The following is a 22,818-nucleotide window of genomic DNA, read 5'->3' as shown; positions in this document are numbered from 1 at the left end:
TCCCAGCCAGCAGGTTGAATCAAAATTGTCGTGATTCGGGAATCCCTACGATTCAATCAAATGACAGAACGCTCTAGGCTGAGATAGTCAGCCAAAGCCACTGCGTTATTGTGCAGCTCGTCCTGGGCGCCGTAGAGCAGCGTCACCCGGCCGTTGTCGAGCAGGGCCCGCAATTGGCCGACCGCGTCGCCGTTCCTGTCGAGTTCGCCGCGATAGCGCTGCTGGAATTCCATCCAGCGCGTCGGCTCGTGGCCGAACCATTTGCGCAATTCATCGCTTGGCGCGAGGTTCTTCAGCCATAGCGTCAGCGCGGCGTCTTCCTTGCGGACGCCGCGCGGCCATATGCGGTCTATGAGCACCCGCTGCCCATCGTTAGGCGAGGGCGGTTCGTAGATGCGCTTGACCTTGATATCGAGTTTCATCGTCAACTCCGGGGTTGACCGCCATGACGGCTTGTTGGCGGCTCCTTACACCCATTCGCCCTTGCGCATGACCGGCACGCGGCTTCCGTCCTTGCCGAGCCCGTCGATGTCGATCTTGTCCGAACCGATCATCCAATCGATATGGATGAAGCTCTTGTTGCCGCCGCGCGCCGCGATCTCGTCCTGGCCGAGCGAGGCGCCGTCGACGAAGCATTTCGAATAGCACTGGCCGAGCGCGATATGGCTGGCGGCATTCTCGTCGAACAGCGTGTTGAAGAACAGCAGGCCGCTCTTCGAGATCGGTGAGGAATGCGGCACCAGCGCGACCTCACCGAGCCGGCGTGAGCCTTCATCGGTGTCGAGCACTTTTTGCAGCACATCCTCGCCGCGGCTGGCCTTCGCCTCGACGATGCGGCCTGCCTCGAAACGCACCGCAATGCCGTCGATCAGCGTGCCCTGATACGACAGCGGCTTGGTGCTCGTAACATGGCCTTCGACGCGCCTTGCGTGCGGCGTGGTGAAAACCTCCTCGGTCGGGATGTTCGGATTGCAGGTGATGCCGTTCCTGGCGGTCGAAGCGCCGCCCATCCATTCATGGCCGTCGGCCAGACCGACGGTCAGGTCGGTGCCGGGTCCGGTGAAATGCAGCGCATGGAAATTATGCCCGTTCAACCATTCAGTGCGGCTGCGAAGAGCCGCATTGTGCGACTTCCAGTTTTCGATCGGGTCGTCCACATCAACCCGTGAGGCGGCAAAGATGGCGTCGGCGAGCTTCGCCACCGCGACGTCATCAGTATCGCCCGGAAACACCTGCTTGGCCCAGGCCAGGTCGGGGTAGGCGACGATGTTCCAGTTGATGTCGAAGCCGGTGATCTTTTCCAGCGCCGGCTGGTAGCCGACCGAATTCGCCTTGTTGGCGCGCGCTACTTTCGCCGGATCCTGCGCCGACAGCAGCGACGGATCCTCGCCGCGCACGGCAAGCCGCGCCGCATTGTTGGCGAAGGCCTTCGCCATGCCCTCATAGAGCCAGCCGGCGGCGTGGTCAAAGCCGGCGTCAGCGCCATAGCGGAAGCGCGCCAGCGTCATCTCGTCGTCGTTGAAGATCGGCGTCACCAGGCCGGCGCCGGCTTTGTAGGCATGCTCGACGATCCGTCGCGTCAAAGGCAGCGCTGCGATCGACGATGTCAGCACCAGATCCTGCCCGGGCTGCAATTGCAGTCCGACCTTGATGGCGACTTCGGCCAGCCTGTCGAGTTTCACCGGGTCGATCGTTGCGGAAACGCCGCGCGAATGTGTGGTCATGGTCCTGCCTGCCGTGATCTGGGGGTCTCATCCATACATAGACCGGTGCCGCCGGTCTTTCCACCGCGATCGACTGGGCCTGCTTTAGGCCGCGCTGTCGAGCGCGCCGAACTGCGCCATCGTTGCCTCGATCTCTTCGCGGATCCAAATCTTGAAATCGCGCACCTTGCGGCTCTCCCTCTTGCTGGCCGATGTCACCAGCCAGTAGCCCAGCCCGCTCTCAGCGCGCACGCCGAACGGCGCGACCAGCCGGCCATCGGCAAGAGCGTCAGCCGTCAGCAACTGCCAGGCGAGCATCACGCCATGGCCAGCGATCGCCGATTCCAGGCAAAGCATCGGGTCGGTGAAACGCGCGCCCTTGAGGAAAGTGACGGGTTTCACCCCGGCCGCCTCGAACCAGCTGTCCCAACTGATCATCGACCGCTCGTCGGTGATGGCGCAGGTCTGAGCCAGGTCTTGGATCGACTTCAGTCTGGCCCCGATCGAGGGCGCGCAGACCGGAAACACCTCCTGCGCCAGTAGCAGTTCCGCGCGCACGCTCGGCCATTTGCCGTCGCCCATCCGGATGCCGATGTCGATGTCGGAATGGCCGAGATCGGCGATCCGGCCCGAAGCGTCGATGCGCAGCAGCACGTTCGAGTGACGGGCGAAATGCCGTGATAGTCTCGGCAGAAGCCACTTCGAGGCGAAGGCCGGTGCGACCGAAACCACCAGCGTGCATTCGCTCTCCTCGTCGGCCAGCGCCACCGCCTGCGCAACCTCGCGGAAACCGGCGCTGAGCCGCGCTGTGAAGACGACACCGAATTCCGTCAGAACCAGTCCGCCCGGCGTCCGTTCGAACAGCGTCTGGCCGAGCTGCTTTTCGGTGCGCTTGATCTGCTGGCTGACGGCGCTGGCGGACACGTTGAGTTCGCGCGCTGCAGCCGAAAGCGATCCCAGACGGGCGACGGTTTCCACGGCGCGCAGGCCGTTGAGGTGGACGCGGTTCAGTATAGCCATTCAGTTTTTCTAAACTGGCACAGTTGAAATCTCAATTGAAACATCGGCCAGAATGGCGGATTTTGAGGAGGCAATCAGACCTCTCGAGGCAATCCGATGAAGATTTTATCACTGCTCAGGGCCTTTTCCGTTGCCGGCACAGAGCAAAGCCGGTCGTACGAAAGCGAGGCCAACCGATGGGCCACCGATCCGCTGTCGCCATCCTGTGCTCGACACCATGTCGGAGCGCGAACTCGCCGACATGCCGTTCAGGCCGACGGCCCGGCGCACTGCCTACGAGACTGGCACCTCGTAGGTCGGCTGCGGCTGATGAAACAGAGTTAGCGGGTCGGCCCTCTACGACGGATACTTGCCAACAACCATTGCGAGTCGTTCTGGCCCAACACAAGCGGATTGTTTGACAGGCTCGTGCACCTATTGTGCACCGCAATGAAAGCCGCTTCACCGTCTCCTTTGCGTCTCGCCTTCGCCGGCATGATTGCCCTGGCCGTTGCCATGGGCATCGGCCGCTTCGTCTACACGCCGATCCTACCCGGCATGATGGAGGAACTTGGCCTGACGCCGGCCGATGCCGGCTGGATCGCATCCGCCAACTATCTCGGCTATCTCATCGGTGCGCTGGCGGCCGTCGGCGGCTGGGCGCACGGTCGCGAGCGCCTGCTGATGCTGGCCGGTCTTGCCGCCACTGCGGTCCTCACCGGGCTGATGGGCCTGGCTGACACGATGGCGGCCTTTCTCGTCATCCGGTTTCTTGCAGGTCTGGCCAGCGCCTTCGTCTTGGTCTTCATGTCCAGCATCGTTTTCGGCCATCTGGCCGCGACCGGCCGAAACGACCTGCAGGCGTTGCATTTCGGCGGCGTCGGCCTTGGCATCGCGGCGTCCTCGGCGCTGATGGCGATCCTCGTGACGGAACATGCCGGCTGGTCGGCGGGCTGGTTCTGGTCCGCCGTATTCTCGGCCTGTGGCTTTGCCGCTGTGGCCTTGCTGGCCGGCAGCACTGCGACCGTCAACGGCGCCGTTGGCCGCGAACCGGCGCTGCCTAAAGATCGGTCGCTGGTGAAGATCATCGTTGCCTATGGGCTGTTCGGCTTCGGCTATATCGTGACGGCGACATTTCTGGTCGCCATCGTCCGGCAGGGCGGCGGTGGCCGCGTCTTCGAAGCCATGGTCTGGATGGTCACCGGCCTTGCCGGGATTCCTTCGGTCTGGCTTTGGCAGAAGATCGCCGGAAAGATCGGGCTCTACCAGGCTAATGCCTTCGGGTGCCTCGTCGAGGTCGTCGGCGTCACTGTGAGCGTCGCCGTCGGCGGGCACATTGGGCCGCTGCTCGGCGGGTTTCTGCTTGGCGGGACTTTCATCGCCATCACCGCGCTCGGCCTGCAGACCGGAAGGCAGCTTGCTCCGCAAGCGCCACGCCGGATTTTGGCGTTGATGACGGCTTCCTTCGGCCTCGGTCAGGTCATTGGTCCGATCGTTGCCGGGCTGCTTGCGCAAGCCTCGGGCGACTTCTTCCTCGCATCGATCGTGGCCGCCGCCGTGCTGCTGGTCTCAGGCGCGATCACCTGGTCGGCTGCGCCAAAATCGCCATGATTGTGGTCTTGCTCGGGGCCGGGCACCGCGCACCGGCCATTTTCATTCCGATCGATGTGTGACCTTATGCCCGCTGAACAGCAACGCCGCTGATTTGCGCATCGACCGAGGATTTCCCCACCGTGTTCGTATCCTTCTTCCCGCAGCCGAAGTTGTTCTTCACTTCGGCGGTCGTATGGAGCCTTCTGCTCGTCATCCTGTGGTTTTTCGGCGGCGAACATCTTGGCACGATGCTCGGCATGCCGCCGGTCGACCCGCAGGCCGCCCCTGTCATCAGCCCAGTAAGATTCCTGACGCCAGCTTTCCTCTGGTTTTACGGATATTTCTTCGCCGGTGTGGGCGTATTCTATCTTTTTTGGGCGCTGTATTCCCCCCATCCCTGGCAGAACTGGTCGATCCTTGGCTCTGGTTTGATTATTTTCGTCACCAACTTCATCGTGCAGATCAGCGTGGCGCTCAATGACTGGCGCGGCATGTTTTACACCATGGTGCAAAAGGCGCTGACCACGCCGGGCTCCGTTTCTCCTGCCGAGCTCTACTATGGAGTATGGCAGTTTCTGTCGTTGGCGCTGGTCTATATGAGCATTGCCGTTCTGAACGTCTTTTTTGTCAGGCACTATGTGTTTCGCTGGCGCACGGCGATGAACGATTATTTTACCGCTTACTGGCCGAGGCTGCGCCATATCGAAGGGGCGTCGCAGCGCGTTCAGGACGACACGATGCGCTTCTCCGGCACAATGCAGGGGCTCGGCGTGAACTTCATCGACTCCATCATGACCCTGATTGCATTCCTGCCCTTGCTGGCCTCCCTTTCTCTCCATGTCTCAACGCTTCCAATCGTCGGCGCAATCCCTTATCCGCTGGTCATCGCGGCGATCGCCTGGTCGTTGTTCGGCACTGGCCTGCTGGCAGTCGTCGGCATCAAGCTTCCCGGCCTGGAATTTCGCAACCAGCGTGTCGAAGCCGCTCTGCGCAAGGAACTTGTCCTCGGCGAGGACGATACGGCACGCGCGCAGCCACCAACGCTGGCCGAGCTTTTCAGAAATGTTCGAAAGAACTATTTCACGCTCTATGCGCACTATGTCTATTTCGACATGGTCCGTTATCTCTATCTCCAGGTCGATAACGTTTTCGCCACGCTTATTCTCGTTCCTACCTTGGCTGTCGGCAAGATAACCCTTGGCGTTTTCCAGCAAATCGTTTCGGCTTTCTCCCAAGTCGCCAGTTCGTTCCAATATCTCGTCAATTCCTGGCCGACGATCGTCGAGCTGATATCCATCTACAAGCGCCTGCGCGCCTTCGAAGCGACGCTGGAAGGCGCGCCGCTACCGGAAATCGACCAGGCCTATTTGGAGCGAGAGCGAGCCGGCTTGCGCCCTGAGGATCAGCCGGTAAGGTAGGAGTGGCGGGCGGCGAGCGTTTCTAGTCAGCCGTCCACAGACGCCCGCTTTCGGCCGCGTTGGCGCGAAACATAGTCGCGATAGCTGATGCACTCGACATCGGGCCTGGTGCAGACCTCGCCGGCAAAGCGCTCCAGCGCATTCCAGTAGGCGCCGTCATTCATCAGTGTGAAATGGAAGCCGAGTTCCAGCGGAACGCGTTTGCCCTGGTATTGGGCGTCGAAGGCGGCGCGAAAGGCGTCGTAGGTCCGGTTGGCGAATTCGTCTGCCTTGCTTGGCCGCTCGAAGCCGCCGGAATGCCTGACATAGAGATTGTAGTCCATCGCGATCACCCGTCTTGTGTCAGGGCCTTCCGGAATCTGCGGGAGCGAAAAGCGTGTGATGCCGTTGCTGGTCGGTGGCCGGGCAGGGCCGCGCGACACACCGCTCGCGTCGAACAAATAGCCCGCCTTTGGCAGCGCCTCGTAGAGCGCCTTGTTTGCCGACAGATAGGGCGCGCGAAAGCCGACCGCCTTACGTGCGATTTCGCGCCAGCCTGCGGGTTCGGCGGTAATGGCGTTGATCGAATAGGCGTTTTCGAGAACGCGCTTGAACGAACCGAACTCGCTCAGCCAGTCGGCCTTGCTCCAGTCCTTGCCGTCGAAATGGCCGCAAGCATGGCTGCCGATGTCATGGCCTTCCGAGGCGGCAAGGTTTATCTGCTCGAGCCGGTCAGCGACCTCCTGTTTCGAGGCGGCGAAGCCGATATTGGATTTGCCTGATGTCTTGCCGGGCGCCGTATATTGCTTGCGCGTCTCCGGCGAGAGCAGGAAGACGCAGGACACGAAATAGGTGAAATGGGCGCCGGTGTGCTGGGCCAGCGCCCGGCTGCGCTTCCATTGCGAAATATCGCGGGCGCTGTCGAACGAGATGATGACGGCCTGCTTCGCCTTTACCGGCGCTGGCGCCGCGGGCGGATCGGCAACAGCAGTGCCCGCTGCAGCAAGCGACGCGATGGAAAACGCAACAACGCGGGAGAAACGAGGCATCGACATCTGATCAGGATTTGAGGAGGGTTCGAGCATCGGCTATCGGCGAAATGTGGCGTGGGTGCGGTCGCCTCTTGCGGTCACGTGTCCGGCGATTAGCCGATTTTCCTGTCGAACCCCTTCCATGCCGGCAAAATTTCGCTAAAACGCGGGCTCACGAACCGCCCTGGGGCGGGCAGGATGGTTTTGAGATGTCGGACGACAGTTTTATCCGCGAAGTCAACGAAGAGATGCGTCGCGATCAGGCGCATGCGCTATGGGACCGTTTTGGTCCGGCCTTGCTTGCGCTCGCGGTGTTGGTGGTGGTCGGCACCGCCGCCTTCGTCGGCTATCGCTATTGGGACGAGACCCGCGCCAATCGCTCGGGTGACGCCTTCTCGCAGGCGCTGAAGCTTGCCAATGAGGGCAAGAGCGACGAAGCGCTGACTGCCCTCGCTGCGTTGGAAAAGGATGGCTACGGCGCCTATCCGCTGCTCGCCCGCATGCGCGCGGCAACCGTCAAGGCGGATAAGAGCGATTTCGCCGCCGCCGTCAAGGACTTCGACGAGGTCGCCGCCGACACGGACATTCCATCAGGCCTTCGCGACATGGCGCGCCTCAGGGCAGCACTGCTGCTCGTCGACCACGGTTCCTTCGCCGATGTCTCCAGCCGCGTCGAGGCTCTCACCGCCGATACCAACCCGCTGCGCCACACGGCGCGCGAAGCGCTTGGCCTTGCCGCCTGGAAGGAAGGCAAGGCGACGGACGCACTGAAACTGTTCGACCAGATCGCCTCGGATGACAGCGCCCCGCGCAATGCGCGCGAGCGGGCGACGTTGATGTCCGAGCTGATCCGAGGGTCGGGCGGCGTGTCGTGACGGATGACGTTCAAAGTCGCCATCATCGGCCGGCCTAACGTCGGCAAATCGACCCTTTTCAATCGTCTGGTGGGAAGGAAGCTGGCGCTTGTCGATGACACGCCGGGCGTCACCCGTGACCGTCGCGTCCATGCCGCCAAGCTGTACGATCTGCATTTCGACGTCATCGACACCGCTGGCTTCGAGGATGCTGCAGCTTCGACGCTGCCGGGCCGCATGCGCGCCCAGACCGAGATCGCCATCCGCGAAGCCGACCTGATCTTTTTCACGATAGACGCCAAGTCCGGGCTGATGCCTGACGACAAGACCTTCGCCGAGATCGTGCGCAAATCCGGCAAGCCGGTTGTCGTCGTCGCCAACAAGGCCGAAGCGCGCGGCGCCCAGGGCGGCATGCTGGAGGCCTGGGAACTCGGCCTTGGCGAGCCGGTCCCGGTCTCGGCCGAACACGGCCAGGGCCTGCCCGATTTGCGCGATGCGGTGATCGCCGCACTGGGCGAGGCGCGCGCCTTCGGCGAAGAAGACGAAGATGCGGACGAGGAGACTGCCGCCAGCGAGGTGCTGATCGGCGAGGACATCACTGATCCGGATGCCGAGCCGAGCTATGACGATACCAAACCGATGCGCATCGCCGTCGTCGGTCGCCCAAATGCCGGGAAATCGACACTGATCAATGCGCTGATCGGTGAGGAGCGGCTCTTGACCGGACCGGAAGCCGGCATCACCCGTGACTCCATCTCCGTCGACTGGGACTGGCATGGCCGCCGGCTGAAACTGTTCGACACGGCCGGCATGCGCCGCAAGGCCAGGATTCACGAGAAGCTGGAAGTCATGTCGGTGCAGGACGGCTTGCGCGCCATCCGCTTTGCCGAGATCGTCATCATCGTGCTCGACGCCACCATTCCCTTCGAGAAGCAGGATCTGCAAATCGCCGACCTGATCATCCGCGAGGGCCGCGCGCCGGTGATCGCCTTCAACAAGTGGGACATGATCGACCATCCCCAGGAACTTCTGGCGGAACTGCGCGAGAAGACCGAGCGGCTGTTGCCGCAGGCGCGTGGCATGCAGGCGGTGCCGGTCTCGGCCGAGACCGGGCGCGGGCTCGACAAGCTGATGGATGCCGTCATCAGGACGCACAAGGTGTGGAACAGCCGCGTCTCGACCGGCAAGCTCAACCGCTGGCTGGAAGGCATCCTGGCGCATCATCCGCCGCCTGCCGTCGCCGGTCGCCGGCTGAAGATTAAATATGTCACCCAGGCCAAGACGCGCCCGCCTGGCTTCGTCGTGTCTTGCTCACGGCCGGACGCGATGCCGCAATCCTATGTCCGCTATCTCTCGAACAGTCTGCGTGAGGCCTTCGACATGCCAGGCGTGCCGATCCGCATCGCCTTGCGCACCTCGGAAAATCCATTCGCCAGCAAGGCGAAAAAACGCCGCTGAGCGCCGCGTCTTCTGGGCGCCCGCATCAGGCTACGCTCCGCTAGCCGCTCGCGGGCAGCGCCTGCACACTTTCGGGCAGACGATTCCACCGCCACCTGCAGCAGGATGTCGGCAAGTCGCGCCGCCACCGGGTCTGGCTCGGCCTCCCTTGCGACGCGGGAACAGCGCCATCTCAGGCAGTGCGGGCAGCCCGGCGATCTGCGGCGTCATCACCTTTACAGCAGCCAGCACGAGTGGGGCCAGCCACCGCACCTAATGGGCGGTGTAAGCTCCGTCCACCAGATGATAGCTCCCAGTGATAAAGCTGGCCTGATCGGACAACAGGAAGCATACAAGAGCCGCTACCTCTTCCGGTTTGCCGCGTCTGCCCATCGGCTGAAGGGCTGCCATGCGCCGGGTGGCTAATACCTCCATTTGCTCCGACAAAAGAGGCGTTTCGATCCAGCCGGGGCCGACGACATTGATCCGGATGCCCATCCTCGCATATTCGATCGCCGCGACCTTGGTTAGTCCAACGACCCCGTGTTTCGCTGCCGTGTATGCGGACGCAGTCGGCAAGCCGACGGAACCGAGAATCGAGGACATGTTCACGATAGCGCCTCCGCCTCGATCCAGCATGGCGGCGATTTCGTACTTCATGCTGTAGAAAACGCCATTTAGATTGACGTTTATCAGCTTGTGCCAGTTGTCGAGCGGATAGTCTGCCGTTGCTTTTCGAACGCCGTCGACACCCGCATTGTTTACCGCCATATCCAGTCCGCCGCATTTCTGGACAGTGAACTCGATCAGCTTTTCGACGGCTGCCGCATCCGTGACATCGACCGCAACGTCGTAGGCCCTGCCTCCTTGCGCGTTTATTTCGGCGGCCATGCAGCGCGCGGCCTCGGCATCAAGATCGGCGACAACAACCTCGGCTCCTTCCTGCGCGAGTTGCCGTGAAACAGCCGCTCCTATTCCGGAGCCTCCGCCGGTCACAATCGCGACCTTACCCTGGAAGTCAGGCTTCATCGTCTCTATCCTATGCCATCGTGACATAACCGAACAGAGGCAGACGGTTATCGCAAGAAGTTTCGCTCCAATTCGCTTATCAATCCTGTGAATTCATTTTGCTACCAGTCAGCGAGACTTGGCCCGCCGGCCTTGCAATGGTAGAGACGAGGGTGGGCGGTAGATTGACCAGTTTCCTAGCAGGTAGAAATGGATGAACACCACATTGCGCGCCGGGGGCTCGTGCTGGGTAGTCTGGCTCTGATGCTTTCCGGATGTACGTCGACGTTAGGACAGGTGACGGAGCCGATTTCATCCGCGTTCGGACCAAGGAATGGCCTCAATCCTCGTTTCCGACGGCGGCATGTGCGGTACGACGGCAACGAGCCGCCTGGAACGATCGTCGTCGATACTTCGCAACGTTTTCTCTATGCCGTCGAGACCGACGGGTGGGCGACGCGCTACGGCGTCGGCGTCGGCGAGCAGGGACTTTCGTTCAAGGGTACAGCGACCGTCGCCCGCAAGGCGGACTGGCCGTCGTGGACACCCACCGCCAACATGATGAGGCGCAAGCCGCGCCTGGTGAAGTATGCAGGGGGGGTCCCTGGCGGACCAAATAACCCGCTTGGTGCACGTGCCCTTTATCTCTATCGCAACGGGCGCGACACCCACTTCCGGATACATGGTACAAACGAGCCATGGACGATAGGCACAGCGGTATCGAACGGGTGCATCCGTTTGATCAATGACGACATCATCGACCTCTACGACCGTACTCCTTTGGGCACGACGGTGGTGGTTATTTGATGGTGGGCAGGGCTGATTTCCGTTGGATGGTGAACCCTGCCAGCACGTCACTGCAAAGGTGCCGCCTGCAACCGGGTGCCGACTGTGGCATTTCTGCACTAGGCTTTGGTGCAGATCGCAGCTAACTTGGCGGGGCTGCATATCTTTTTATTTGTGGCGATTCTATAGGCTGTTCCGCCCCTGGGGAAAGGATTGCTTGATGAGCAGGATGTTGATTGTAATGGTTGCTACCCTCGCCGTTACCAGCCTGAGCGGCTGCGCGAACGGGATCGGTAAAGGGAAGGGGAAGGCTCCTCCGCCGGAACCCGTTGCCGTAGAAGAGCCCGTGATTAAATAAGCACCGGCTTTCGGAGATTTGGGGAAGGGCCGCCAGGCCCTTCCCCATCAATATACAGCGGCCAAGGCTGATTCGCAGCCTACCTGCGGTTAGCGGGCATGGCTGGCCCTAGGTCTGCGGTCCTCGGAGTTCTGGATGAGATGACGCTTGTAAGTGGCCGTTCAACAATTGTGGCCCTGCTCGCGCTTGTCGCGGCGTCATGTCAGTCGCAGGACAACAAGCCCCAGCCGACTTTTGTGTCCAATGATCGCGCATTGAAAACCGCGGCGATGCCGGCGCGCGCGGCCCAACGGCACTTCATCGAGTTCCGCTCCCGATACGCCCTTACCTACGGCCATTCCTACGTGATTTTTGGACGATTGAACCAGGCGGAACGGATGGTCAACCCCGAAGTCGCGGGGCTCGCTCCGAAGTCCGATGATCCCAATGTCTATGTTCTCGGCCATGTGGCGCCCGTGCCAGCCTCGACCGGGTGGACGGACGGCGACCTGGAAGATGCCTACCGGTCGGCAAGCTGGCGAGTTTTACTCACCGAAGCCGAATATAGGAAAGTCGTCGCGAGCATACGAAAGCTGCAGGCCAGTTCTCCGCTTTGGCACGCCTCGCTCTACAACTGCAACGCATTCGTAGCGGACATCGCCAGATCGATGGGGTATAAGACCCCCGGTACCTGGCTGCGGCCGCAACAATTCATAACCAAGCTTCGGGAGATGAACGGGGGTTGAAATGCGATCGGCAAAACCCGCTTTCGCTGCATTCGCCCGGTTAAGTCCGAAAGAAACGCGCTCTGAATGTCGATCGGTCGACAACTTCGGATGCTGACATCGTTGCGACGGCTTATCGTGGTCCCAGATCGAGAAAAGGCTCCGGTGACCTGAAGTGACCATTTCTGTAGCTTCACTTGGCGAGATCATATGGGTGATCGGCCTCGTTGCTTGGTACGTGATCCGGTATCCGTTCGAGCGCCGGGCAAGGCGCGTGCGAATTGTAGCTGGCGGCCGCTCAAGTTCCGACACCGTCGGGCTTGCATCGGCTCTCCTTGGCCTCGCGATCTTGCCTGGCTTTTATGTCGTCACCGGCATCCCCGGAGCGGCTGACCATCCGGCCAGCGCGTGGTCGGTGGCGCTCGGAACCATCATCTTCTGCTCCGCGCTGTGGATTTTTCGTCTATCCCACAAGGAACTTGGCCGTAACTGGTCGATTACGCTCGAGATTCGCGAACGGCATGAACTGGTCAGCGCCGGGCCATATGCCTTGGTCCGTCACCCGATGTACACCTCGTTCCTGCTTATGGGGCTCGGCCAGCTCTTTCTGCTGCCGAACTGGGTTGCGGGCATATCCGGTTTGATTGGTTTCGCAGTCCTTTTCCTGCTGAGAGTGGATAAGGAAGAGCGTATGATGCTGGAGAATTTAGGCTCGCAATACCGTGCCTATATGGAAAGGACCAAGCGAATATTCCCTTATCTTTATTAGAGGTCGTTTGATGCGAGGCCGAGCCCTCAAGCTTTCGGCGCCCCGGCGCCTTGTTGGCGATCTGATGAGGTTTTCGATCGGCGTGCCACGGGTCGCGGTGCAGCGTCAGATGAACATCGGCCCACTCGTAAGGGCCAGAATGGCGCAGCAGACCAGGCCCTCGTGGACCGCGATCTTCCTGAAAGGATATGCGCTTCTCGCCCTAGAGATGCCGGAGCTGCGGCGCGCCTATGTCAAGTTGCCCTGGCCGCAGCTTTACGAGTATCCGGCAAGCGTAGCCTCGATTGCCCACGAGCGCGAATATGAGGGCGAGCCGGCCGTTCTGCTGAGCCGTATCAAGTGCCCGGAGCGCTACTCTATCACGGAACTTGAGGGATCGATCCACGCGGCTCGATCACGGCCGATCCTGGAGGTCCCGGAGTTCCGGCGTGCCTTGCGGGTGGCAGGTGCGCCCGCGCCAGTCAGGTGGCTGCTTATGTGGCTAGGATTGAACATCGCCCGGCAAAGGGCAAATTACTTCGGTACCTTCCAATTGTCCGTCTATTCTGGTCTCGGTGCGGAATCACTCAACCCGCTGACCCCATTGACCACGCTTCTAAACTACGGTCCGATCGAAAAAGACGGATCGGTCAATGTCCGCATCCACTACGATCACCGGGTAATGGATGGAGCGAACGTCGCACGAGCACTGGAGAGATTCGAAAAGATTCTGAACGGCACTGTCGCCAATGAAGTGGTGCTGCTCGGTCAAAGTGTTGCCGCTCCTGCAAGACAGAGGAACGCGACATGATTTCGCACCGTGAATTCCGGCCAGCCGTCGTCGTGATTGGCGGCTCGGGCGGAATTGGCCGGGCAATTGCGAGCGTCGCTGCACGGGAGCGCGGTGCGGTTGTGCTGGTTGCCCGCTCGCCCGAGGGATTGGCCGCCGCAGCGTCCGAAGTTCGGGAGGCGGGTGGCGAGGCATTCACGCTTGAGTTGGATCTCGTGGCAGGCGATGCGCCAACGCGCCTGGAGGGCTTTCTGTCCACACACGGCCTGGTCTGTGATGTCCTGGTCAACAGCGCCGGCTATGGCCTACGGGGCGCGACGACGGCGCTGCCTATTGATGGTCAACTCGGCATCATCAATCTCAACATACATTCCCTCACAGAACTGACCCTTCATTTTCTGCCCGGAATGGTGGCGCGCCGACGGGGCGGGGTGCTCAATCTCAGTTCCGTGGCCGGGTTCCTTCCCGGGCCTTACATGGCCCTGTACTTCGCTAGTAAAGGTTTCGTGCGCGTCTTCTCAGAGGCGCTTCACCAGGAATTGCGCCGAACCGGTGTGACGGTCACATGCGTGGCACCAGGCCCGGTGTCGACGGAGTTTCTCGCAAGGTCAGGCGCCAATCAGACGGTGCTCTTCAACATCTTGCCCAAAGTGGATCCGGAGTATGTGGCCGAACGGGCGTGGCGAGGGTTCAAATCCGGACGTCGCCTCGTCGTGCCGGGAATCTCGGCCAAGTTGGCTGCCCTTGCGGCATCGCTCCTGCCTTCCGCAGCGCTGCTGCCCCTGGTTGGCCGGCTGCAACGCGGTGGCAATGATCAATGTCCTTGCGGTTCAGGTATGAAGTTCAAGAAATGCTGCGGTACCCGCCAGTTTCAGCTGCGCCGGGGCCCTCGGGGAATTATCCCCTGACCGGACCAGCACGCCACCGAAAAACCTCATTGAAGCAAGAGACCGCTCACCGATGACGGGCCGTTAAGCATGTTCATGGCATAGAGGAGAATCCCTCCATCTCTGAACAGCGCTCTGCGGAGCGGTCATTGGACCGTTGGAGCCGTTTCCAACAAAGCCTTTGAAATGATTGGCGCTGTCGAACTCCGTTAACGCCCCATCAAGGTTAATGCATCATCGTGCCTCTCCAGTGGGGTCCGTTGCGTTTCTGGAGAGTTCCGTGCATCGACGTGTTTTGAAGCGGCTTGTCGCTTTCGCCGGTGAGAAAAGACGTTCCTTTCTGTCTCCTCTGGTCATTGGACTTGGCATTTGGGTCGGCTTTCCCAATGTCATTGCCTACCAGGACATGACGAGCCTGATTTCGGGCCTCAAGGCGCCGAACGCCCGCTGGAACGCCTATGTCGAGAAATCCGTCGCCGGCTCGGTCCATGCCGCCGAAATGCCTTTCCTCGATTCCGACACCACCGGCTCGATCTCGGGTTCGGGCGTCCGGTTGCCAGGCATCGGCGCGGTGTCATTTCGCGGCAAGGGCAGCGTGGCCAGCACCACGCCCGACGAGGACCGCATCATGCGCGCCGACAAGAAGGGCCGTATCATCATCGTCTCGCCGGTCGCGCCGCCGAAGAACTTCAACGCCGGCTCGGTTTTCGAGCGCACCTCCTCGCTGCTTCGCCCGAGCATGGACAGCGGGCTGAAAATGGCATTCGCCAGGCCCGAGATCAAAGGCAAGGAGATCCAGATTGCCGCCGCGTTTCATAGGCGCGTCGACAAGAAGGCGGATCCTGGCGTGCCGGCCATGCTGGCCGCGCTGGTCAACAACGATCGTCCCGACGTCCTAGCGACCGCCTACGCGGCGGCCGCGCCCGACTATGCCCAGGCTTCGCCCTTCGAGGCCCTGCTTCAGGACGAGAAGCCGAACGATGGCCGTTTCATTCCGCCGGTGGCCAAGGGCGATCATCCGTGGATGCAAACTCCGCTGCCGGCGAGCGTCTTCTCCAAGGCGGAACAGACTTGCCTCGCCAACGGCATCTATTTCGAGGCGCGCGGTGAATCCGTGCGCGGCCAGGCCGCCGTCGCCCAGGTCATCCTCAACCGCGTTCGCAATCCGGCCTATCCGAACTCGATCTGCGGCGTCGTCTACCAGAACGACAAGTGGTTCAACCGTTGCCAGTTTTCCTTCGCTTGCGACGGCAGAAAAAAACGCATCCAAAGCCCAGCCCACTACAAGACCGCGCAGGATATCGCCATGGCAGTCACTGCCGGCAAGATCTTTATCCCGGAAGTCGGATCGTCGACCCATTATTACGCCAACTACGTCAACCCGGGTTGGGCGCGGACGATGAAAAAAATGACGAAGATCGGCCTGCACATCTTCTATCGCACCTATGGCGGCGGCTGGAGCTGAGCGCTCCGGCAAGGCCCGGGCGCGGTCGATCGAAGACCCGTCGCCGCAGGGATTCGGTCACGGTACGCCAGCGGCGGCAGCGGGCACGATGTCGCACCCTAGCAAGCCATTGATTTAATTAGAGAAAATACTTGAGGCTGAAGTCCCGCCCGTGGCTTGACGGGCGCGGACCCTCTAACTATGTTGCCGGCGACTTAAGAGCGGACGGACGGTGACGATCTGATCGGGCAAGGGGGTTGCGATGGCCGACAAGAATGGGCCAGACGGAACCGGAGAAACCGGCCGCGGCAAACAGCGTCAAGCCGACATCCGCGACGACGATCTTGAGCGCCGCCGGCGCGACCTTGAAGCATCGCTTGCGACAAGGCGGCCGGACCGGCTCGAGGGGAAAGACGACGCGAAGGCGGGCAGTGCGGCCGGATATGGCCAGGCGCTCAAGCTGTCCAGCGAGTTCATCGCCGGGATAGTGGTTGGTGCTGGTCTCGGCTGGATCATCGACCGTGTGGCGGGGACATCGCCATGGGGTCTGATCGTTTTTTTGCTGCTGGGGTTTGGCGCCGGCGTGCTCAATGTCCTGCGCTCCGCAGGGCTTATGGCGGAATTCGGACAGGGCGACAAAACCCACGATCCGAAAGAATGAACTTGAGGCGCCGTTTGCCGGCGCAGTGAACAGGACACTAAAGCCGCGTTCGGCTTTGATGGGGATTTAAAGTGGCTGCTGACAAGGTCGATCCGATTCACCAGTTCCATATCAGCAAGCTGATTCCGATCGAGATCGGCGGCTACGACCTGTCGTTCACCAATTCGGCGCTCTTCATGGTCGCGACCGTCGCCGTTGCGTCGGCGTTCCTCTATCTCAGCACCTCGAGCCGCAGTCTCGTCCCCACCCGTCTTCAGTCGGTCTCGGAGATGGCCTACGAATTCGTCGGCAACATGCTGAGGGACGCAGCCGGAACGCAAGGCATGAAGTTCTTCCCCTTGGTATTTTCGCTGTTCATGTTCGTGCTCGTTGCCAATCTGCTCGGCCTTTTCCCGTATTTTTTCACCGTCACCAGCCACATCATCGTCACGTTCGGCCTTGCCGCGCTGGTGATCGGAACCGTCGTCGTCTATGGCTTCATGAAGCACGGCCTCGGTTTCCTGAAACTGTTCGTCCCGCATGGCGTGCCGATTTATCTGCTGCCGCTGGTGGTGCTGATCGAGGTGATTTCCTTCGTCTCGCGCCCGGTCAGCCTCTCGGTTCGTCTGTTTGCCAATATGCTGGCCGGCCACATCACGCTGAAGGTGTTCTCGGGCTTCGTGGTGAGCTTGAGCGCGCTTGGCACGCTCGGCATTGCGGGATCGGTCCTGCCGCTGGCGATGGCCGTGGCGCTGACGGCGCTAGAATTGCTGGTCGCCTTCCTGCAGGCGTACGTCTTTGCCGTGCTGACCTGCATGTATCTGAACGACGCCCTGCATCCCGGGCACTGACGCCCAGGCTGGCCAAGAGTTTCGGCATTGCTGCCGGATGGAATTGCAACGGAATTTTAGATCCAAAGGAGTTGAACACATGGAAGCAGAAGCAGCAAAGTTCATCGGCGCCGGCATCGCATGCCTCGGCATGGGTGGCGCCGGTATTGGCCTCGGCAACATCTTCGGCAGCTATCTGGCGGGCGCGCTGCGCAACCCGTCGGCCGCGGATGGCCAGTTCGGCCGCCTGATCTTCGGCTTCGCCGTGACCGAAGCGCTGGGCATCTTCTCCCTTCTCATCGCGCTTCTGGCCCTGTTCGGCTGAGCCCCTGTTCGGCTAACATTGGGAATTGGACGGGCCGGCCGCAATCAGCGGCAGGCCTGATATCAGGGGATAGTCCATGTTCGTGACATCTGCCTTTGCGCAAGAGTCCGCGCCCGCCGTCGAAGGCGGCCATACCGGCACGGAAGGCGATACGCATTCCGGCACCGGCGTGCCTGCCGAGGCGCACGGCGTGTTCCCGCCATTCGATCCCGCGACATTCCCGTCGCAGCTTCTGTGGCTGGCGATCACCTTCGGGCTGTTCTACCTGTTCCTGAAGAAGGTGGTGATGCCGCGTGTCGGCGGCATCATCGATGTCCGCAACGACCGCATCACGCAGGATCTCGACCATGCCGCCAGGCTGAAGGGCGAGGCCGATGCCGCCGTTGCCGCCTATGAGCAGGAACTGGCGGAGGCCAAGACCAAGGCCAATGCGATCGGCCAGCAGGCCAACGATGCCGCCAAGGCGGAAGCCGAGGCCGCCCGCAAGAAGGTCGAGGCTGCTCTCGACCAGAAGCTTGGCGAAGCCGAGGCTCGCATTTCATCCATCAAGGCCAATGCCATGAAGGAAGTCGGCACGATCGCCGAGGACACCGCTTCGGCCATCGTCGAGGCGCTTGTCGGCGGCAAGGCCAGCAGGGCCGAGATCGCGGCAGCCGTCAAATCCGTGGCCCGGTGAGGAGCGCATCATGGACGCCACATCACTCGCGACACTTTGGGCCACCGTTGCCCTCGTCATTTTCCTGGCCATTGCCGTCTACATCAAGGTGCCTAAGCTGATCGCCAAGGCGCTCGACGCCCGCGCCGACAAGATCAGCAATGAGCTTGAGGAAGCGCGCCGGCTGCGCGAGGAGGCCCAGCAATTGCTCGGCCAATACCAGCGCAAGCGCAAGGAAGCCGAGCAGGAGGCCGCCGACATCGTCGCCGCCGCCAAGCGCGAGGCCGACATGCTGGCTGCCGAGGCGCACAAGAAGACTGAGGACTATGTCGCCCGGCGCACCGCACTTGCCGAACAAAAGATCGGTCAGGCCGAGCGCGAGGCGATCAGCGAGGTGCGCGCCAGCGCCGTCGATATTGCCGTCGAAGCCGCACGCACGTTGCTCGCCGGCAAGATCGACGCAAAGGCCGGAGCCGACCTGTTCAAGGCATCGCTTCAGGACGTGAAGTCAAAGCTGAATTAAGCGATTTTATCGAGAAATTCATCGAAAGCCGCCTGGGAAACCTGGCGGCTTTTTTGCGTGCGATAGTGGAGCTCGCCGAAGCGGCGAAGAAGCTAATCTCCCTCCTTGAGGGGGAGATGGCCGGCAGGCCAGAGGGGGTAGCCGCGCGTGAGGCGTCACCTTCTCTTTCGTCCCAAATCGCCGTCGCCAGCCGAGGCGACCCCCTCTGTCGCCTTCGGCGATATCTCCCCCTCAAGGGGGAAGATTGGCGCTCGCCTCAATCAGGCCCGAAAGGCCCTCTTCATCGAGCACCTCGGTTCCGCCAAGCCGGAACGGTGCGAAGGACGCGCGGTGCAGCCGCGCCACCGGTCCATGCATCTCGATCGCGGTGCGGTGACGGACCGTGGCATACCCCATATGGAGTTCGAACCCGTAATGCGCGTGATGGCTCCCGCAGCCGCACATCATCCGGTCTCGCATCACCTTGGCGATGATCGAGGCGGCGGCGATCGACTGCGAGCGCTGGTCGCCCTTGACCAGCGCTCGGCCTTGGCATGGCAGTCCGGGTGGCACGTCGCGCCCGTCGGCCAGGGCCAGCTTTGGCTGCACCGAGAGCCCGACCAATGCGCGACGCATCGCCTCCAGGCTGGCCTTGAGAATATTGCTGCCATCGATACCTTCCGCGCTGACCGAAGCCATCGACACGCCAAGAGCGGAGCCGAGGATTTTCAGGAACAGCGCCTCGCGCTGCAGGTGGCTGAGGCGCTTGGAATCGTCGAGGCCGTCGGGAATGTTGGCGGGATCGAGCACCACCGCTGCCGCAACGACCGGCCCGGCGAGCGGACCGCGGCCGGCCTCGTCCATTCCCGCCACCGGCCACAGGCCTTCAGCCATCGCCTTCGTCTCGAAGGAGAAATCGGGTCTCTCAACGATTTCGAAGAGAAGCGGAGAATCAGAACGCGCGCGAGCCATGTTGCGGCGAGGTTCGCATCGGCTCCGATTCTCCGCAAGCCCCTCCGGGTCGGGTGAGGCACCGGACCCGGAGGGCACCGTCTGCAAGCCCGGGGACAGGACAGGCCGGACGGGATTTTTCACGTGCCGCCGGCAGCGGCGGCACACGATGTCTTCAAAGCAGCATCAGTTGCTCGGTTGCCTTGGCGGCGACGACGAACTGGTCGGTCCTGAGCGACCGCCGCTCGGCATTGAGGCCAAGCCGTTTGGCGGCGATCTCGAAGCGCCGGCCGATCTGCCAGGCATAGGGGCCAGAGCCTTTCATGCGCTTGCCCCATTCCGAATCGTAATCCTTGCCGTCGCGCATCGAGCGGATCAGCGACATCACGTGACGGTAGCGGTCGGGATAATGGCGCAGCAGCCAATCCTTGAAGATCGGCGCGACCTCCAGCGGCAGGCGCAGCAGGACGTAGCCCGCCTCACGCGCGCCCGCCGCGTAGGCCGAATCGAGGATGCGTTCCATCTCCTGATCAGTCAGGCCGGGGATGATCGGAGCGACCATGACCGAGGCTGGAATGCCGGCATCCGAAAGCTGCCTGATCGCCTCCAGCCGCTTGGCCGGCGTCGACGCGCGCGGTTCCATCGTTCTGGCCAGCATGCGATCGAGCGTCGTCACCGACAGCGCCACCTTGGCCAGCCCTCGTTCGGCCATGCGCGACAGAATGTCGATGTCGCGCGTCACCAGCGCGGATTTGGTGACGATGCCGACCGGATGGCCGCGCGCCTCCAGCACTTCGAGGATCTCGCGCATGATCCGGTACTGCTTCTCGATCGGCTGGTAGGGATCGGTGTTGGTGCCGATGGCAATGGTGCGCGGCTGATAGCCGTCCTTCGACAGTTCCTTGTCGAGCAGCCGCGCCGCATCCGGCTTGGCGAAAAGCTTCGATTCGAAATCCAGCCCCGGCGACAGGCCCATGAAGCTGTGCGTCGGCCGCGCGAAGCAATAGACGCAGCCATGCTCGCAACCGCGATAGGGATTGATCGAACGGTCGAAAGAAATGTCGGGCGATTCGTTGCGGGTGATGATGGTGCGCGGCTTCTCGACCTGCACCTCGGTCTTGAACGACGGCAGCTCCTCCAGCGAATTCCAGCCATCGTCGAACACATGCCGGCTGACCGGTTCAAACCGGCCGGACGGATTGATGCCGGCTGACCGGCCGCGATTGCGCTCCGGACGGATACGGACGCCACTCTGCTCGATCATTGCATTGGCCATCTCGGCTCTTCCAGCCCCGAAGGCAGCAATGTCGGCACGTACGATCTGTTCCATTTTCGCCCTCTCCCAGGGACTGTCGGCTGGCTGTCGAATCGCTCTGGTCATGAAAATAATCCTATTTTATCGACGGGAACAAATCAAGAACATTTTTATGATGCGTCGCAAAAACTGGCGCTGCGCCCGGCTTTCAGCTATTCGGCTAACGATGCTCAGCGTTCTCATCCAGACCCTGAACGACGAAGAGAGACTTGCCCGCACACTCGCCTCGCTGATCGGCGGCGCGGTCGAGGGCGTGGTGCGCGATGTCATCGTCTGCGACACCGGCTCGACGGACCAGACGCACCGCGTTGCCGAACATGCCGGCTGCCTTTATTTGGCGAGCGGCGGCATTGCTGCCGGCATCAGGCAGGCCAAGGGCGACTGGCTGCTGCTGCTGGAGCCGGGCGCGCGATTGGCGGAGGGCTGGATCGACGAGGTCGTCGCCCACACCGCCAGGCAAACCATGCCGGCGCGGTTCTCACGGGCGCACGGCAGCCGCGTGCCGTTCCTGTCGCGGGTCTTTTCGGGAAACCGGGCACTGGCCGAAGGGCTGGTGATCAGCAAGCGTCAGGCCGCGGCCTTAGCGAAAAACGCCCGTAGCGCCGAAGCCATCGCCCGCGGCCTCGCGACCAAGAGGCTCGACGCCGAGATCTGGGTGGCGCCTGTGAAGTGAGGGGCTTCCCTCTACGGTAAGCGGGCGAGGGAAGAGCGCGTCCTCCGCTGGGATGAGGCGGCGCGCAAGTCGCGGGCGGAAAGCGGCTTGGTGGAAGCCGTATTGGCGCGACACTCCTGCGAGGAATGCATATGCTTGTCGTCCTGCGGGAAACTCGCGATACTCGGCGACATTTCGGGGAGATCGCAGATGAATGTATCCAAATTCGTTCGTATCGTCTTGCTCGGAGCCGGTTGGTCAGTGCCGGCGATCGCTTTGGCGCAGGAATCGTCGCTTTGGTCGGTTTATGAGAATACGCTTAAATCGGCCAAGTACATCGATCTGACCCATGCCTTCGAGCCGGTGCAGCCCGTATGGCCGGGCTTCGCCAATGCCAAGTTCAAACCGACGGTCGCTGGGAAGGACATTGAGGGCTACGTCAAGGCCGGCGAAGAGTTCACCTACGACAAGCATGGCTTCGTTGCGAGCGGCTACGAGTTGTCGACGGACCAATATGGCACGCAGCTCGACCCACCCTCCCATTGGAACCCACTCGGTGCAACGATCAGCGACCTGCCGGCCACTTATGCCGTGCGGCCGCTCGTCGTGATTGACGTCAGCGGCAAGGTGCAGACTGACGAAGGCTATCACCTCCAGGTCGCCGACATCGAAGAATGGGAAAAGGAGCACGGCCGCATACCGGAGGGGTCGGTCGTCTTCGTGCGTTCGGATTGGTACAAGAAATGGTCCGATGCCGCCCGCTTCAACCAGAAGCCGTTTCCAGGCGTCAGTTTGGACGCGCTGAAGTTCCTGCATCTGGAGCGGAAGATTCTGTTCCATGGTCATGAGCCGCTCGACACCGACACCACGCCCAATCTCGAGGGCGAACATTGGCTGCTTCACAACGATTTCACGCAGGCAGAAGGGGTTGCAAATCTCGACAAGGTGCCAGAGGCCGGGGCGTTGGTTACAATCGGCTTTGCCAAGCCGCTTGGCGGGTCAGGCGGATATGCACGTTATATCGCTATTGCACCCGCCGATTGGACGGAGGGCGTTTCGGTCACCGAAGCGCCTGGTGTGCCGCTTTCCCGGCAGAAGGCGCCGCTCAAGCGCGACGACAACGGCGTCTTCCGCCCGACGCCCTGATCACTGGCGATGTCGGTCGGGAGGCCAGCATGGCGTGTCCCATCCCACGCAATTTGTTGCGAA

General features: G+C 61.8%; 25 protein-coding genes. 18 read left to right on the top strand and 7 right to left on the bottom strand.

All coding sequences use genetic code 11. The features are described from left to right. Positions 1-56: 56 nt before the first annotated feature. The 3 genes from AC0L25_RS12990 to AC0L25_RS12980 form a co-directional block, all read right to left on the bottom strand. On the bottom strand, positions 57-422 hold the full coding sequence (locus tag AC0L25_RS12990; protein WP_473595839.1) for a DUF488 domain-containing protein: 366 nt from the start codon (positions 420-422) through the stop codon (positions 57-59). Positions 423-467: 45 nt separating this feature from the next. Then, positions 468-1,724, bottom strand: coding sequence for an aminopeptidase (locus AC0L25_RS12985; RefSeq protein ID WP_473595838.1), 1,257 nt, complete (start codon positions 1,722-1,724; stop codon positions 468-470). 84 nt (positions 1,725-1,808) lie between these two features. Beyond that, positions 1,809-2,723: a LysR substrate-binding domain-containing protein gene (locus AC0L25_RS12980; RefSeq protein WP_473595837.1), complete on the bottom strand. Its 915-nt coding sequence runs from the start codon at positions 2,721-2,723 to the stop codon at positions 1,809-1,811. A gap of 429 nt (positions 2,724-3,152) precedes the next feature. Between AC0L25_RS12980 and AC0L25_RS12975 the strand changes: the two genes are divergently transcribed. Further along, positions 3,153-4,313 (top strand): YbfB/YjiJ family MFS transporter, encoded by a 1,161-nt coding sequence (locus AC0L25_RS12975; protein ID WP_473595836.1) that lies wholly within the window; start codon positions 3,153-3,155, stop codon positions 4,311-4,313. A gap of 122 nt (positions 4,314-4,435) precedes the next feature. Continuing rightward, positions 4,436-5,713: a peptide antibiotic transporter SbmA gene (gene sbmA / locus AC0L25_RS12970; RefSeq protein WP_473595835.1), complete on the top strand. Its 1,278-nt coding sequence runs from the start codon at positions 4,436-4,438 to the stop codon at positions 5,711-5,713. 26 nt (positions 5,714-5,739) lie between these two features. On the opposite strand, the gene AC0L25_RS12965 is transcribed toward sbmA, so the two are convergent. Next, complete coding sequence (locus AC0L25_RS12965) at positions 5,740-6,741, bottom strand: polysaccharide deacetylase family protein (protein WP_473595834.1); 1,002 nt, start codon at positions 6,739-6,741, stop codon at positions 5,740-5,742. 191 nt (positions 6,742-6,932) lie between these two features. On the opposite strand from AC0L25_RS12965, the gene AC0L25_RS12960 reads away from it, so the two are divergent. Both AC0L25_RS12960 and der read left to right on the top strand, forming a co-directional pair. Further along, entirely contained in the window at positions 6,933-7,598 is a 666-nt protein-coding gene (locus AC0L25_RS12960; RefSeq protein ID WP_473595833.1) for a tetratricopeptide repeat protein, read from the top strand. A gap of 3 nt (positions 7,599-7,601) precedes the next feature. Next, positions 7,602-9,035: a ribosome biogenesis GTPase Der gene (gene der / locus AC0L25_RS12955; protein WP_473595832.1), complete on the top strand. Its 1,434-nt coding sequence runs from the start codon at positions 7,602-7,604 to the stop codon at positions 9,033-9,035. A gap of 252 nt (positions 9,036-9,287) precedes the next feature. Here the strand turns inward: der and AC0L25_RS12950 are convergent, their stop codons facing one another. Next, positions 9,288-10,043, bottom strand: coding sequence for an SDR family NAD(P)-dependent oxidoreductase (locus AC0L25_RS12950; RefSeq protein ID WP_473595831.1), 756 nt, complete (start codon positions 10,041-10,043; stop codon positions 9,288-9,290). 189 nt (positions 10,044-10,232) lie between these two features. Here AC0L25_RS12950 and AC0L25_RS12945 point away from each other — a divergent pair, with 189 nt between their 5' ends. The 12 genes from AC0L25_RS12945 to AC0L25_RS12890 all read left to right on the top strand — a co-directional run bounded on the left by AC0L25_RS12945 (position 10,233) and on the right by AC0L25_RS12890 (position 18,712). Then, a complete protein-coding gene (locus AC0L25_RS12945; RefSeq protein WP_473595830.1) occupies positions 10,233-10,829 on the top strand; it encodes a L,D-transpeptidase in 597 nt (198 codons plus the stop codon). Between the two features lie 199 nt (positions 10,830-11,028). Then, positions 11,029-11,166, top strand: coding sequence for an ABC transporter (locus AC0L25_RS12940; RefSeq protein ID WP_084646669.1), 138 nt, complete (start codon positions 11,029-11,031; stop codon positions 11,164-11,166). Positions 11,167-11,306: 140 nt separating this feature from the next. After that, the gene (locus tag AC0L25_RS12935; protein WP_473595829.1) at positions 11,307-11,891 is read left to right on the top strand and encodes a hypothetical protein; all 585 of its coding nucleotides are present in this window, start codon (positions 11,307-11,309) and stop codon (positions 11,889-11,891) included. Between the two features lie 160 nt (positions 11,892-12,051). Then, a complete protein-coding gene (locus AC0L25_RS12930; protein ID WP_473595849.1) occupies positions 12,052-12,639 on the top strand; it encodes a protein-S-isoprenylcysteine O-methyltransferase in 588 nt (195 codons plus the stop codon). Positions 12,640-12,649: 10 nt separating this feature from the next. Further along, positions 12,650-13,429: a hypothetical protein gene (locus AC0L25_RS12925; RefSeq protein WP_473595828.1), complete on the top strand. Its 780-nt coding sequence runs from the start codon at positions 12,650-12,652 to the stop codon at positions 13,427-13,429. Continuing rightward, positions 13,426-14,316 (top strand): SDR family NAD(P)-dependent oxidoreductase, encoded by an 891-nt coding sequence (locus AC0L25_RS12920; RefSeq protein ID WP_473595827.1) that lies wholly within the window; start codon positions 13,426-13,428, stop codon positions 14,314-14,316. Before AC0L25_RS12925 ends, AC0L25_RS12920 begins: the two co-directional genes overlap by 4 nt. A gap of 259 nt (positions 14,317-14,575) precedes the next feature. After that, positions 14,576-15,760, top strand: a complete 1,185-nt coding sequence (locus AC0L25_RS12915; RefSeq protein ID WP_473595826.1) for a cell wall hydrolase — start codon at positions 14,576-14,578, stop codon at positions 15,758-15,760. A 241-nt stretch (positions 15,761-16,001) separates the two neighbouring features. Beyond that, the gene (locus AC0L25_RS12910; protein ID WP_095491924.1) at positions 16,002-16,400 is read left to right on the top strand and encodes an AtpZ/AtpI family protein; all 399 of its coding nucleotides are present in this window, start codon (positions 16,002-16,004) and stop codon (positions 16,398-16,400) included. A 71-nt stretch (positions 16,401-16,471) separates the two neighbouring features. Continuing rightward, positions 16,472-17,230: a F0F1 ATP synthase subunit A gene (locus AC0L25_RS12905; RefSeq protein ID WP_352952983.1), complete on the top strand. Its 759-nt coding sequence runs from the start codon at positions 16,472-16,474 to the stop codon at positions 17,228-17,230. 79 nt (positions 17,231-17,309) lie between these two features. Then, entirely contained in the window at positions 17,310-17,534 is a 225-nt protein-coding gene (locus AC0L25_RS12900; protein ID WP_023799397.1) for a F0F1 ATP synthase subunit C, read from the top strand. A gap of 76 nt (positions 17,535-17,610) precedes the next feature. Further along, entirely contained in the window at positions 17,611-18,210 is a 600-nt protein-coding gene (locus AC0L25_RS12895; RefSeq protein ID WP_473595825.1) for a F0F1 ATP synthase subunit B, read from the top strand. 10 nt (positions 18,211-18,220) lie between these two features. Then, positions 18,221-18,712: a F0F1 ATP synthase subunit B gene (locus AC0L25_RS12890; protein ID WP_095491921.1), complete on the top strand. Its 492-nt coding sequence runs from the start codon at positions 18,221-18,223 to the stop codon at positions 18,710-18,712. Between the two features lie 231 nt (positions 18,713-18,943). Here AC0L25_RS12890 and AC0L25_RS12885 read toward each other — a convergent pair whose 3' ends face one another. Both AC0L25_RS12885 and AC0L25_RS12880 read right to left on the bottom strand, forming a co-directional pair. Further along, entirely contained in the window at positions 18,944-19,663 is a 720-nt protein-coding gene (locus tag AC0L25_RS12885; protein ID WP_473595824.1) for a ribonuclease HII, read from the bottom strand. Positions 19,664-19,817: 154 nt separating this feature from the next. Further along, positions 19,818-20,972, bottom strand: coding sequence for a PA0069 family radical SAM protein (locus AC0L25_RS12880; protein WP_473595823.1), 1,155 nt, complete (start codon positions 20,970-20,972; stop codon positions 19,818-19,820). A 151-nt stretch (positions 20,973-21,123) separates the two neighbouring features. On the opposite strand from AC0L25_RS12880, the gene AC0L25_RS12875 reads away from it, so the two are divergent. Both AC0L25_RS12875 and AC0L25_RS12870 read left to right on the top strand, forming a co-directional pair. After that, positions 21,124-21,630, top strand: coding sequence for a glycosyltransferase (locus tag AC0L25_RS12875; protein WP_473595848.1), 507 nt, complete (start codon positions 21,124-21,126; stop codon positions 21,628-21,630). Between the two features lie 189 nt (positions 21,631-21,819). Beyond that, positions 21,820-22,755, top strand: a complete 936-nt coding sequence (locus AC0L25_RS12870) for a cyclase family protein (protein ID WP_473595822.1) — start codon at positions 21,820-21,822, stop codon at positions 22,753-22,755. Positions 22,756-22,818 lie beyond the last annotated feature (63 nt).

Source organism: Mesorhizobium sp. WSM4813 (assembly GCF_055811555.1).
This window is presented reverse-complemented; position numbering and strand designations above follow the sequence as displayed.

Excerpts from the sequence above, each read along its gene's own strand:
- AC0L25_RS12985 (WP_473595838.1), bottom strand. The coding sequence starts at position 1,724 with ATGACCACACATTCGCGCGGCGTTTCCGCAACGATCGACCCGGTGAAA.
- AC0L25_RS12950 (WP_473595831.1), bottom strand. The coding sequence starts at position 10,043 with ATGAAGCCTGACTTCCAGGGTAAGGTCGCGATTGTGACCGGCGGAGGC.
- AC0L25_RS12910 (WP_095491924.1), top strand. The coding sequence starts at position 16,002 with ATGGCCGACAAGAATGGGCCAGACGGAACCGGAGAAACCGGCCGCGGC.
- AC0L25_RS12990 (WP_473595839.1), bottom strand. The coding sequence starts at position 422 with ATGAAACTCGATATCAAGGTCAAGCGCATCTACGAACCGCCCTCGCCT.
- AC0L25_RS12935 (WP_473595829.1), top strand. The coding sequence starts at position 11,307 with ATGACGCTTGTAAGTGGCCGTTCAACAATTGTGGCCCTGCTCGCGCTT.
- AC0L25_RS12980 (WP_473595837.1), bottom strand. The coding sequence starts at position 2,723 with ATGGCTATACTGAACCGCGTCCACCTCAACGGCCTGCGCGCCGTGGAA.
- AC0L25_RS12880 (WP_473595823.1), bottom strand. The coding sequence starts at position 20,972 with ATGGAACAGATCGTACGTGCCGACATTGCTGCCTTCGGGGCTGGAAGA.
- AC0L25_RS12960 (WP_473595833.1), top strand. The coding sequence starts at position 6,933 with ATGTCGGACGACAGTTTTATCCGCGAAGTCAACGAAGAGATGCGTCGC.
- AC0L25_RS12890 (WP_095491921.1), top strand. The coding sequence starts at position 18,221 with ATGGACGCCACATCACTCGCGACACTTTGGGCCACCGTTGCCCTCGTC.
- AC0L25_RS12975 (WP_473595836.1), top strand. The coding sequence starts at position 3,153 with ATGAAAGCCGCTTCACCGTCTCCTTTGCGTCTCGCCTTCGCCGGCATG.
- AC0L25_RS12945 (WP_473595830.1), top strand. The coding sequence starts at position 10,233 with ATGGATGAACACCACATTGCGCGCCGGGGGCTCGTGCTGGGTAGTCTG.
- AC0L25_RS12900 (WP_023799397.1), top strand. The coding sequence starts at position 17,310 with ATGGAAGCAGAAGCAGCAAAGTTCATCGGCGCCGGCATCGCATGCCTC.
- AC0L25_RS12875 (WP_473595848.1), top strand. The coding sequence starts at position 21,124 with ATGCTCAGCGTTCTCATCCAGACCCTGAACGACGAAGAGAGACTTGCC.
- AC0L25_RS12895 (WP_473595825.1), top strand. The coding sequence starts at position 17,611 with ATGTTCGTGACATCTGCCTTTGCGCAAGAGTCCGCGCCCGCCGTCGAA.
- AC0L25_RS12965 (WP_473595834.1), bottom strand. The coding sequence starts at position 6,741 with ATGCCTCGTTTCTCCCGCGTTGTTGCGTTTTCCATCGCGTCGCTTGCT.
- AC0L25_RS12920 (WP_473595827.1), top strand. The coding sequence starts at position 13,426 with ATGATTTCGCACCGTGAATTCCGGCCAGCCGTCGTCGTGATTGGCGGC.
- AC0L25_RS12940 (WP_084646669.1), top strand. The coding sequence starts at position 11,029 with ATGAGCAGGATGTTGATTGTAATGGTTGCTACCCTCGCCGTTACCAGC.
- der (WP_473595832.1), top strand. The coding sequence starts at position 7,602 with ATGACGTTCAAAGTCGCCATCATCGGCCGGCCTAACGTCGGCAAATCG.
- AC0L25_RS12925 (WP_473595828.1), top strand. The coding sequence starts at position 12,650 with ATGCGAGGCCGAGCCCTCAAGCTTTCGGCGCCCCGGCGCCTTGTTGGC.
- AC0L25_RS12870 (WP_473595822.1), top strand. The coding sequence starts at position 21,820 with ATGAATGTATCCAAATTCGTTCGTATCGTCTTGCTCGGAGCCGGTTGG.
- AC0L25_RS12885 (WP_473595824.1), bottom strand. The coding sequence starts at position 19,663 with ATGGCTCGCGCGCGTTCTGATTCTCCGCTTCTCTTCGAAATCGTTGAG.